Below are 9,379 nucleotides of genomic sequence, written 5' to 3'. Positions count from 1 at the left end.
ACCAGCACTGCATCAACGTCCAATAAATCCCTTGCCAACAGGGAGCCGTCCACACATGGTTACTACCTGATCTGGTTCGTGCGCGGGCGCTGGTCGGGTGGCCCCGAGCTACTGACCGAGTTCCCGTCCCTCGAGGCCTGGGAGACAAGGGTCGATGACATCGGCCACGGCACGCCAACAGAGATGACGGCGGCCGAAGCCCTGGACGTCGCCCGGGCCGCAGAACCGGCACCGCCGCTTGCCGACCCCACGGATCCCCAGTCCCTGGCCGGCCGCCGCGTCGCCGTGGTGCCCGATGTCGACGGCGGCGATCCCGAGGTCACGGGGCTGGTCCACGGCTGCGACCGCGAGAGCATCGCCATCCGGCATGAAAATCCTCGCATCGGCCACGTCTCTGTCCACTTCCCGCGGGTCGGCTATCGTGTCACTCTTGTCGAAGACACCTGAATACCGGGGGGCAAGCGGAGGGCATCATGAATACCTTGAGTGAAAAATGCGCCGTTACCGGCATCGGTGAAACCGCCTATGTGCGCGGCTCGGGTAAAAGCGTCACGGCGCTGCAGATGGAGGCCTCGCTGACGGCCATTGCCGATGCCGGACTATCGCCCCGCGACATCGATGGCATCATTCCCTATGCCAACAACGAGGTCGTGGCCGAAGACTTCGCCACCAACTTCGGTCTCGAGGATCTGCGTTTTTCCGCCACCACGCCGTTGGGCGGGGCGAGCTCCGTGGCGGCGCTCCAGGCCGCTGCCATGGCCATTGTCACCGGCGTTGCCAATCATGTGCTGATCCCGCTGGGCCGCAATGGTTATTCCCAGACCCGGGTCGGCATGCGTATGCAGCAGTTGCCCCAGTTCCGCCTCGTCGGCGAGTACGAGATGCCCTCGGGCGCTGTCGCGCCGGCCCAGTTCTACGCCCCCATGGCGCGCCGCCACATGGAATTCTACGGCACCACCAGCCAGCAGTTCGGGCGCATCGCCGTGAACACCCGTGACAACGCGCTGAAGAACGATAACGCCATCATGAAGAAGCCGCTGACGCTGGAGGAGCACCAGTCGTCGCGCATGATCTCTGAACCCTTCCGGCTGTTCGACTGCTGCCTCGAGAGTGACGGCGGCGCCGCCGTGGTGGTGTCGTCCACCGAGCGGGCCCGTGACCTGAAACAGAAGCCCGTCACCATCATGGGCGTCGCCGAAGGCCATCCCGATTCGCCCAGCGCCATAAGCCAGCGCCCCGACCTGACCACGTTGGGCCTGGCCAAGGCGGCTCCGCGGGCTTTCGCCATGGCCGGCGTCGGCCCCGACGACATCGACGTGGCGGAGATCTACGACTGCTTTACCTACACCGTGCTCTGCCAGCTCGAGGATCTGGGATTCTGCAAGAAGGGCGAGGGCGGCCCCTTCATCGACGACGGCCACATCGACCCAGGTGGCAAGCTGCCCATCAACACTCATGGCGGCCTCTTGTCGCAGGCCCACATCATCGGCCTCAACCACGTCGTCGAACTGGTGCGCCAGTTGCGCGGCCAGGGCGGCAAGGCCCAGGTGGCCGATGCCGAAGTCGGCCTGGTCACCGGCTACGGCGACATGGGTGACGGCTCGGTCGCCATCATGCGGGGAGCCTGATCATGGTCGAGCCCCTGCTGCCGCCCGCCAACGAAGACAGCAAACCCTTTTGGGAGGCCCTGAAGGATCACCGCCTGGTGCTGCAGACCTGCAGCAAGTGCGGCGCCGTACGCCACTACCCGCGACCTGTCTGCCCCCAGTGCCACGCCATGGAGGCGGACTGGGTCGAGGCTTCGGGCCGCGGCAAGGTCCACAGCTGGACGGTCTCGCACTACGCCTTCCACCCCTCTTTCGAGGAGCAGTTACCGCTCTTGCTAGGCATCATCGACCTCGACGAGGGCGTGCGGCTGAATTGCCGCTTGCGAGACGTGGCGGCTGACCAAATCGCCATGGGCATGGCAGTGGAAATCGGATTCGAAGACATCGACGACGATGTCACGGTGCCGATCGCCCGGCCGGCGGGCTAGCGGGCAGGGGAAACTCCTCCAGGTACCCGAGGTACTTGTCCTCGACATCGATCTGCAGGCTGGCCAGCAGGCGCACGACGCCGTTGTAGAAGGCGATGGTCAGCACCAGATCGGTAAGGCATTCGTTGTCGAGGTCGCGCTCCAGCGCTGCATAGGTCCCGTCCGAGAGGGTGAAATTCTCTGTCATCTCGCGGGCTGCCTTGAGCACTGTGCGGGCCAGCGGCTCGAGCGAGCTTTGGCGGCCGGCGCTTTCCTCGGCCAAGGCCCGCAAATCGTCGTCGCTGACGCCGAATTCGCGGCCGATTTCGATATGGTGGCTGTATTCATAGGGCGACCGGGTGAGATAGCCGACCTGCAGAATGGCGAGCTCGCGCAAGCGTGTATCGAGGGGGCTCTGGTGGCGGATGTATTGGCCCAGCCCGCCAAAGCTGCGCGCGCCGCCGGGGCTGTTGGCGAGCGCCCGGTAAATGTTGAGATCGCGCGCCAGCAGGTCCTGGTCATCGGCCGAGAGATCGGATTTCGTGAGGTAGGGGACCCTTGCCATGGATTGGCTCCTTATCCTTGGGCGTCGCGTTCGGGCGCCATCAGCGTAACGCCGCCGTCGACCACGATGGTCTGGCCGGTGACGTAGCGGGCCTCGTCCGAGGCCAGATAAAGCATGGCGTAGGCAATATCTTCGGGCCTGCCGAATTCACCGGCCGGGATATATTTCGCCATTTCCTTTTGGCCCTCGGCATCGGCCAGCAGGTCCATGGCCGGTGTCTTGATGAACCCGGGCTCGACGCCGTTTACCGTGATATTCAGCGGCGCCAGTTCCAGCCCCGCGGTGCGGATAAAGCCGTTCAGTCCGCTCTTGCTGGCGGCATAATAGGAGGCACCGGGCATGGCAACCCGCGGCCCGGTCACCGAGGAGGTATAAAGCAAGCGACCGCCGCCTTGCTTTTTCATATGGGGAATGGCGGCCTTGGCCAGGCTGAAGGCGGCCTTGAGATTGGTGCCCAGGGCGTCGTCGAGATCCTGCTCGGCGTAGGCCTCGATCATGCCGCCGGCAAATGAGGCGGCATTGTGAACCATGATGTTCAGCTTGCCGTAGCTCTCCAGCGTTTTCTTGAGAGCATTTTCGATCTGCGCAGCGTCCTTGACATCGGTTGTCACCAGAATTGCCCTGCCGCCTTCGCCGACGATATCGTCGACGGTGGCTTGGCCGCTGCTCGTGGTGCGCGTGGCCACCACCACAGCGGCGCCTTCGCGGGCAAAAACCTTGGCGATGCCTTCACCGATACCCTGGCCCGATCCGGTTACCAGTGCGGTTTTTCCAGCTAGTCTGCCATCAATCATCCGTTCCCCTCCCAGGTTTCGGGTTGCCAGTCGATTGTAGCAAAATCGGGCCGCAAAGAGCCCTATCACCGCGCTTTGAAATGGCCGCCAAGGCCGCTACCATGCCAACGTTGCTACCATGAATACCTTGTGGGCGCTGCCGCGGGCGAAAGGTCGATGGCTGTGAAAAGAATCTTTGGGACGTTCCTGATCTTGCCGGTATTGGCCCTGCTGCTGACGCTGGGGGCCGGCCAGGCTGTTGCCGCGGCCATCGACCCCTTCCTCGGCAATTACACCGGCCGCACCATCTCGAGCGGCGAGGACGGCCTCTCGGAGCGTGACCTGGCGGTGACCATCGAAAAGCTGGACAAGGGATTTCGCGTCGCCTGGACCACCGTCAGCCAGCGCCCCGACGGCTCGCTCAAGCGCAAGGCCTACCGCATCGACTTCAAGCCCTCGGTGCGCCCGTCGATCTATTCCTCATCCATGCGCAAGAACAAATTCGGCCGCTCCGTGCCGCTGGATCCGCTCAAGGGCGAGCCCTACGTCTGGGCCAAGATCGAGGGCCGGACCCTGACCGTCTATGCCCTGCTGATCACCGACCAAGGGGGCTACGAGATGCAGGTTTACCGGCGCACGCTGAGCGCTCAGGGCCTGGAACTCTCCTTCAACCGGTTTCGTGACGGCCAGCGGCTCAAGGCGATCGAGAGCACCCTGGTGCGCAGGGGCAATTAGGCCGAGCCGTAGACGGCAATCGCCATCAAGGTCTCGGCGGTCTTTTCCTTGTCGCCCTGGAATTGCAGGCCGTAATAGGGCGATTGCTTCCAGGCCACGCGGCTGGGAAAGCGCGCGGCGTCGCCGAGCTTCAGTTCAACCCTGGCATCGCGCTCCAGCGTCTGGGCGATCTCGATCTTGGCGCCGCCGGCCGAGATATCGATAACGTTGCAATGTTCGCTGCCGCCGGCCGAGATCACATCCGCGCTCAGCGTCACGGCGCTACGCTTGTCCCGCCTCCTGCTGCCGAAATTCGTCATCGCGTTCGCTATTCCCTGATCCCTCAGATGGCGCTCGAGTGGCGAGCCTTGCCTTGGGCCAGGTAACGGTCGAAGGCGGCGCAGGCCAAGCGTACCACGGTTCGGCCCGCGGGAGCCACCGTGACGCGGTCGCCGGAAATGGTCACCAAGCCGTCTCGCCGCATCGGCTCGAGGGCCACCAGGGCCTCGCTGAAGATCGCCGGGTCGCCGCCGTGGCGGGCGCTGACGGCGCCCAGATCGACGCTGAGGTCGCACATCAGGCGTTCGATGACGTCGCGCCGCAGGCGGTCGTCGGCGTTGAGCTCGAGGCCGCGCACGGTGGCCAGTCGGCCGGCCTCGATAGCCCGCCGGTAGTCGGGCACTTGCGTGGCGTTCTGCACGTAGCCCTGGGGCAGCGCCCCGATGGCCGAGGCGCCCAGGCCAATCAGAATATCGGCCTGGTCGGTGGTATAGCCCTGGAAGTTGCGGTGCAGCCGGCCGCTCTCGCCGGCCTTGCCCAGATCGTCGCCCGGGCGCGCGAAATGATCGATGCCGATGGCGCTGAAGCCCCGCTCCACCAGCCGCCCGGAGGCGGCCTGGTAGAGTTCAAGCCGGGCCGCGGCGCCGGGCAGTGCGCTCTCGTCCATCAGGGCCTGGTGCTTGCGCATCCAGGGCACGTGGGCGTAGCCAAAAAGCGAGATGCGGTCGGGCTCCAGTTCAAGCGCCTGGTCGACGGTGGCGACCAGACTTGCCGCCGTCTGTCTCGGCAGGCCGTAGAGCAGATCGAAACTCAAGTCGTCGATGCCGGCCTGGCGCAGCGCCGCCACCGTCGCCGCCGTCTGCTCAAAGGGCTGGATGCGGTTGATGGCGGCCTGCACCTCGGCTGCGAAATCCTGCACCCCCAGACTGGCGCGGTTGACACCTGCGGCGGCCATCGCGGTGGCCTGTTCGGGCGTGAAGATGCGGGGATCGATTTCGACCGCCACCTCGGCCCCGTCGGCGAAAGCAAAATGGCGCCCGAGGTGCGCCATGACGGCGGCGAAATCGGCGGATTTGACGATGTCCGGGCTGCCGCCACCCCAGTGCACGTGGCTGACCGGCCGGCCCGGCCCCAGCGCCGCCACCACCAGGTCGATCTCGGCCGCCAGCAGATCCAGGTAGGAAGCCACCGGCTGATAGCGGTTGACGACACTCATCTGGCAGCCGCAGAACCAGCAGAGCTGCGAACAGAACGGCACATGCAGGTAAAGTGACAACGGCGTCTCGGCGGGGATCCCGGCCAGCCAGTGCCGGTAGACGCCGGCATTCACCGCCTCGCCGAAGTGGGGCGCCGTGGGGTAGCTGGTGTAGCGCGGTACGCGGGCGTCGTATTTGAGCAGAATGTCGTTCAATCGGTCCATGGCGGGCGTCGCTGGTGGTATTCCTTGCCAACAGGGATATAGCAGCGCTGGGGCAAAGGTGTAATGCCGAATTTGCGGCCAGCTTGTCGCCGTGACCCGGTGAGAAACGCGGGTCAAGCCCCGGCGACGATGAACAAACGGCGGAAGGGAAACAGCACCCGCCCGTCGGCGGCCGGCGGGTAGAGGGCCGCCAGGCGGGCCGCATATTCGGCCTCGAAGGCGCCGCGCTGGGGCTCCTCGATGGCCGCCAGAAAGGGCCTGAGCGCCGTGCCCCGGGTCCAGGCCAGCACCGGGTCGGGACCATCCAGGGCCTGCAGGTATTCGCATTCCCAGATGTCGAGGCTGGCCGCGTGCGGCGCCAGCAGTTGGTAATAATAATCGGGCGGCGCCACCGGGGCCGGGCCCAACAGGGCCTCCAGCCGTTGCCGCCAGGGCCCGGCCAGCGCCGTTTCGCGCATCGCCCGGTGCGATGGCGCATCGAACATGCGCGGCATCTGCACGGCCAGCACGCCGCCCTCGGCGAGCATGGCGAGGAGCGCCGGAAACAGCGTCTCGTGATCCTCCAGCCAGTGCAGCGCGGCGTTGGAGTAGATGAGGTGGGCCTCCTGGGTGTGCCACTGCGTCAGGTCGGCCTGCTGCCATTTCGCCGCCGGCAGCTCACGGCGCGCGCGCTCGAGCATCTCAGGCGACTGATCGACGCCGGTCAGCGCCGCCTCGGGCCAGCGCCGGTGCAGCGCCCGGGTGACGTTGCCGGCACCACAGCCCAGGTCAAAGACCCGGGCCGGCGCCGCCAGCGGCACCCGGGCCAGCAAATCGAGCGCCGGCCGCAGGCGCTGGTCGGCGAAGGCCAGGTAGCTGGTTGGGTCCCAGTTCAAGGGCTCAGCCCGGCTTGGCGCCGGCGGCGGCGGCGTCGTCATCGCTGCCGTCGGCGGGCGGCGGCCGCTTGGGCTTGCGCGCCGGCAGCCGCCGGGCCTTGGCCTCGGCCGCTTTCTTGGGCTGCTGCTTGGCGGCGCTGTCTTTGGCGCCGCCGCCGGCCGGGGGCTGGGCCGCTTTGGCTTCCTCCTTCGCCGCGCCCTCGGCGGCTGGTTTCCTCACGCCGCCCGCTTCCGGCTTCTTGGTCGGCTTGGCCGCGATCACGGGCTTGGGTCGCGCCACGGCGTCGCCGGCGGCCGGCCGGATTGGCACCGTTTCGGCCTCGGTGCCCGTCGCCGCCACGCCGTCGGGGCGCAACGCCCGGCCGCCATCGGGGTTGGGCTGGCGGTAGCAGTCGACGCCGCCCAGGGTGCGGTAGCAGTAGACCTTGGCCGGGTACTGGGGCGCGGCTTTGGATTTGCAATCGATTTCCTGGGCCAGCAGGCGGGCCGCGTTTTTTTCGCCGAGCAGGTCCGCCAGGGTGCAGTCGAGCCCCGTCGACCGCGAGGCCGTGGTGTCGGCAATCGAGCCGCAGGCGGCAAGAACCAGGGCCATGATCGGGGCCATGATCAGGGTCGTGACCAGGGTCGGAGCAGGGGCGGGAAGTAGCCGCACCGGGGATCGCATGCCGTTCATTTGTTCTGCCCCCGCGGCGGCCCTCTGTTGCAGAACAAAAGTATAACATTCGTCGCGTCCAGCGCCACTAGATTTCCCCCAGGCGCAGGCGCAGTCGGGTGCCGTCCGGGCTCGTGGCCACCACCTCGATGCTGCCGCCGTGGGCCTGCGCTATGTCGTTGGCGATGGCCAGGCCCAGGCCCATGCCGCCCGAGGAGGAGGAAAAGCCGAAGTCCTTGAAGAGGTCGCCGCGCAGGTCCTCGGGCAGGCCTGGTCCGTCGTCGGCGACGTCGATCCATAAGCGGCCCTCGTCCCGGCCGGCGCTGAGGGTGACGGAGCCGCCCTGCTCGCCGCGCTTTGCGGTCTGGCCGGCGATGGCCTGCACGGCATTGCGGCCCAGATTCATGAGCACGCGGAAGAGTTGCTCACGGTCGGCGTTGACGACGAGGTCGTCGGCCACCTCGTTGTGCCAGGCCAGGCGGCCGTCCTCGGGCCGGCCCACCGAGGCGCCGACCTCGTCGACCAGGGCGCTCAGGGTGAAGCGGCCGCGGCGGATGGGGATTTCGTCCGATTGCACGAATTTCAGGGTATCGCTGACCAGCTCGACGGCCCGGTCGATGGCGCCCGTGAGCCGCGGCGCCAGGCGGCTCACGTCGGGATCGTCGGAAATGGCGATGCGGTCGGAAACCAACTGGGCGGTGGCCAGGATGTTGCGCAGGTCGTGGCTGATCTTGCTCATGGCGGTGCCGAGCTCGGCCAGGCGCGTCTTCTGGCGCAGCGCCTGGGCCAATTCGGACTGCATGGCCGCGAGCTCGCGCTGGGCGGTGCCGATCTCGTCGCTGCGCCGGCTGGGCACGATGGCGCTGGCCGGGTCCTCGGGATTGTGGCGAAACTCGACCATGCTCTGGGTGACCCGGCGCATGGGCCGGACCATCAGCCAGTAAAGGCTGAGGTAGACCAGCCCGGCGGTGACCAGCGAGATGACGATCGACAGGTTGAGGATGCGCCCGGCATAGCCGTACATGGCGCTGACCATGGGCTTCTCATCGATGATGGTCTCGACGACCAGCGCCCCCTCGTGCCGCGAGGCGCCGAAAACCCGGATCAGGCGCCGGGGATGGGGCCACAGCGCGGCAAAGGCGTCAACGATCAGGTTGAGCGGCGAGGTCCGGCGCAAATCGAAGGCGGCGCCGACCTGGCCCGGCATGGTGCTGCCCTGGATCAGTCGGCGCCAGCTGGCGCCGCGGATGACGATGGCCCGGGAGTTGGCCTGCCCGAGCAGGCGCCGCGCCAGAGCCTCGCTGACCATGCCGTCGGGCGTCGCCTCCAGGGCCAGCGAGGCCAGGTCGGCCCGGGCCAGGTGGTCCTCGAGAAAGACCAGCCGAAAACGGGCGATCGAAGGCACGAAGATGGCGATCTCGGCCAACATCACGAAGGCCACCGTCAACATCAGAAGACGCGCCGACAGGCTGGTCACCGCCGACGGCAGATCATATGAACCCCCCGCACCATCCGCTGCCATGGCCCGAGTCTACGCCCGGGCGGGCCGCAGGCCAAACGAAAGGCGGGGGGCCGACCGCCCCCCGCCCGCCTAGCCCGGATTCGGGTAGGGATTTCGCGGCGCTACTTCTTCTTGACGGCGCAAGGGTTGCAGGCCTTGGCGGCGCAGGGGTTTTTCGCCGCACAGGGGTTGCAGGCCTTGGCCGCGCAGGGGTTCTTGGCGGCACACGGGTTCTTGGCCGCACAGGGATTGCAGGCCTGCTTGGGGGCGCAACCCGCCACCGCCGCCGGCATCATGGCCGTGGACGCGAGGGTCGCAATTCCGATCACCGCCAGCAATTTTCTCACCATAACGAAGTCTCCTCCAATCAGATCCATTTCCGCCCTTCGCCGACCCGCCAGGTGATCGGGTCTTCTGTTCAGGAGAATGGTTCTAAAATGCAAATCAGTCTATTCACGTGCTGTCACGTGTACGTGAGGGGGAGTCTTGGGGCGGCGGTCCCCCTGGGACCGCCTGCGTTCAAGCGCCACGCAGGCTTCCGCGCCCGCGGCGCGGGCGCGGGGGCAGCCGACCTTGCCAGGCCCCA

The 9,379-nt window shown here is 66.9% G+C and carries 12 protein-coding genes; 4 read left to right on the top strand and 8 right to left on the bottom strand.

The genetic code is table 11. The features are described 5' to 3' along the window. From QGG75_02555 to QGG75_02545, 3 genes are all read left to right on the top strand, one after another. The coding region (locus QGG75_02555) for a hypothetical protein (GenBank protein ID MDP6066128.1) at positions 1-447 on the top strand (447 nt) is incomplete at its 5' end. Positions 448-473: 26 nt separating this feature from the next. Beyond that, positions 474-1,628 carry a transporter gene (locus tag QGG75_02550; protein MDP6066127.1) on the top strand — a complete coding sequence of 385 codons (1,155 nt, stop codon included), beginning with the start codon at positions 474-476 and terminating at the stop codon, positions 1,626-1,628. Positions 1,629-1,630: 2 nt separating this feature from the next. Further along, positions 1,631-2,035, top strand: a complete 405-nt coding sequence (locus QGG75_02545) for a Zn-ribbon domain-containing OB-fold protein (protein MDP6066126.1) — start codon at positions 1,631-1,633, stop codon at positions 2,033-2,035. On the opposite strand, the gene QGG75_02540 is transcribed toward QGG75_02545, so the two are convergent. Both QGG75_02540 and QGG75_02535 read right to left on the bottom strand, forming a co-directional pair. Then, a complete protein-coding gene (locus QGG75_02540) occupies positions 2,004-2,579 on the bottom strand; it encodes a carboxymuconolactone decarboxylase family protein (protein MDP6066125.1) in 576 nt (191 codons plus the stop codon). The genes QGG75_02545 and QGG75_02540 overlap by 32 nt on opposite strands. A gap of 11 nt (positions 2,580-2,590) precedes the next feature. Then, the gene (locus tag QGG75_02535) at positions 2,591-3,373 is read right to left on the bottom strand and encodes an SDR family oxidoreductase (protein MDP6066124.1); all 783 of its coding nucleotides are present in this window, start codon (positions 3,371-3,373) and stop codon (positions 2,591-2,593) included. 156 nt (positions 3,374-3,529) lie between these two features. On the opposite strand from QGG75_02535, the gene QGG75_02530 reads away from it, so the two are divergent. Beyond that, on the top strand, positions 3,530-4,087 hold the full coding sequence (locus QGG75_02530) for a hypothetical protein (GenBank protein ID MDP6066123.1): 558 nt from the start codon (positions 3,530-3,532) through the stop codon (positions 4,085-4,087). On the opposite strand, the gene QGG75_02525 is transcribed toward QGG75_02530, so the two are convergent. The 6 genes from QGG75_02525 to QGG75_02500 form a co-directional block, all read right to left on the bottom strand. After that, a complete protein-coding gene (locus tag QGG75_02525; protein ID MDP6066122.1) occupies positions 4,084-4,386 on the bottom strand; it encodes a PilZ domain-containing protein in 303 nt (100 codons plus the stop codon). The two genes, QGG75_02530 and QGG75_02525, sit on opposite strands and share 4 nt — an antisense overlap. Positions 4,387-4,409: 23 nt before the next feature. Further along, on the bottom strand, positions 4,410-5,765 hold the full coding sequence (gene hemN, locus QGG75_02520) for an oxygen-independent coproporphyrinogen III oxidase (protein ID MDP6066121.1): 1,356 nt from the start codon (positions 5,763-5,765) through the stop codon (positions 4,410-4,412). 113 nt (positions 5,766-5,878) lie between these two features. Further along, complete coding sequence (locus QGG75_02515) at positions 5,879-6,640, bottom strand: methyltransferase domain-containing protein (GenBank protein MDP6066120.1); 762 nt, start codon at positions 6,638-6,640, stop codon at positions 5,879-5,881. Between the two features lie 4 nt (positions 6,641-6,644). Further along, on the bottom strand, positions 6,645-7,244 hold the full coding sequence (locus QGG75_02510; protein MDP6066119.1) for a hypothetical protein: 600 nt from the start codon (positions 7,242-7,244) through the stop codon (positions 6,645-6,647). Between the two features lie 136 nt (positions 7,245-7,380). Beyond that, positions 7,381-8,742, bottom strand: a complete 1,362-nt coding sequence (locus QGG75_02505) for a HAMP domain-containing sensor histidine kinase (GenBank protein ID MDP6066118.1) — start codon at positions 8,740-8,742, stop codon at positions 7,381-7,383. A 173-nt stretch (positions 8,743-8,915) separates the two neighbouring features. After that, positions 8,916-9,143, bottom strand: coding sequence for a hypothetical protein (locus tag QGG75_02500; protein ID MDP6066117.1), 228 nt, complete (start codon positions 9,141-9,143; stop codon positions 8,916-8,918). Positions 9,144-9,379: the final 236 nt, after the last annotated feature.

Source organism: Alphaproteobacteria bacterium (genome assembly GCA_030740435.1).
Classification (GTDB): domain Bacteria; phylum Pseudomonadota; class Alphaproteobacteria; order UBA2966; family UBA2966.
The sequence above is the reverse complement of the archived record's forward strand: the minus strand, read 5'-3'. Positions and strand labels throughout refer to the sequence as shown.

What these genes read in the sequence shown, in the direction of transcription:
- QGG75_02550 (MDP6066127.1), top strand. Translation starts at nt 474, where the DNA reads ATGAATACCTTGAGTGAAAAATGCGCCGTTACCGGCATCGGTGAAACC.
- QGG75_02545 (MDP6066126.1), top strand. Translation starts at nt 1,631, where the DNA reads ATGGTCGAGCCCCTGCTGCCGCCCGCCAACGAAGACAGCAAACCCTTT.
- QGG75_02540 (MDP6066125.1), bottom strand. Translation starts at nt 2,579, where the DNA reads ATGGCAAGGGTCCCCTACCTCACGAAATCCGATCTCTCGGCCGATGAC.
- QGG75_02535 (MDP6066124.1), bottom strand. Translation starts at nt 3,373, where the DNA reads ATGATTGATGGCAGACTAGCTGGAAAAACCGCACTGGTAACCGGATCG.
- QGG75_02530 (MDP6066123.1), top strand. Translation starts at nt 3,530, where the DNA reads ATGGCTGTGAAAAGAATCTTTGGGACGTTCCTGATCTTGCCGGTATTG.
- QGG75_02525 (MDP6066122.1), bottom strand. Translation starts at nt 4,386, where the DNA reads ATGACGAATTTCGGCAGCAGGAGGCGGGACAAGCGTAGCGCCGTGACG.
- hemN (MDP6066121.1), bottom strand. Translation starts at nt 5,765, where the DNA reads ATGGACCGATTGAACGACATTCTGCTCAAATACGACGCCCGCGTACCG.
- QGG75_02510 (MDP6066119.1), bottom strand. Translation starts at nt 7,244, where the DNA reads ATGGCCCCGATCATGGCCCTGGTTCTTGCCGCCTGCGGCTCGATTGCC.
- QGG75_02505 (MDP6066118.1), bottom strand. Translation starts at nt 8,742, where the DNA reads ATGTTGACGGTGGCCTTCGTGATGTTGGCCGAGATCGCCATCTTCGTG.
- QGG75_02500 (MDP6066117.1), bottom strand. Translation starts at nt 9,143, where the DNA reads ATGGTGAGAAAATTGCTGGCGGTGATCGGAATTGCGACCCTCGCGTCC.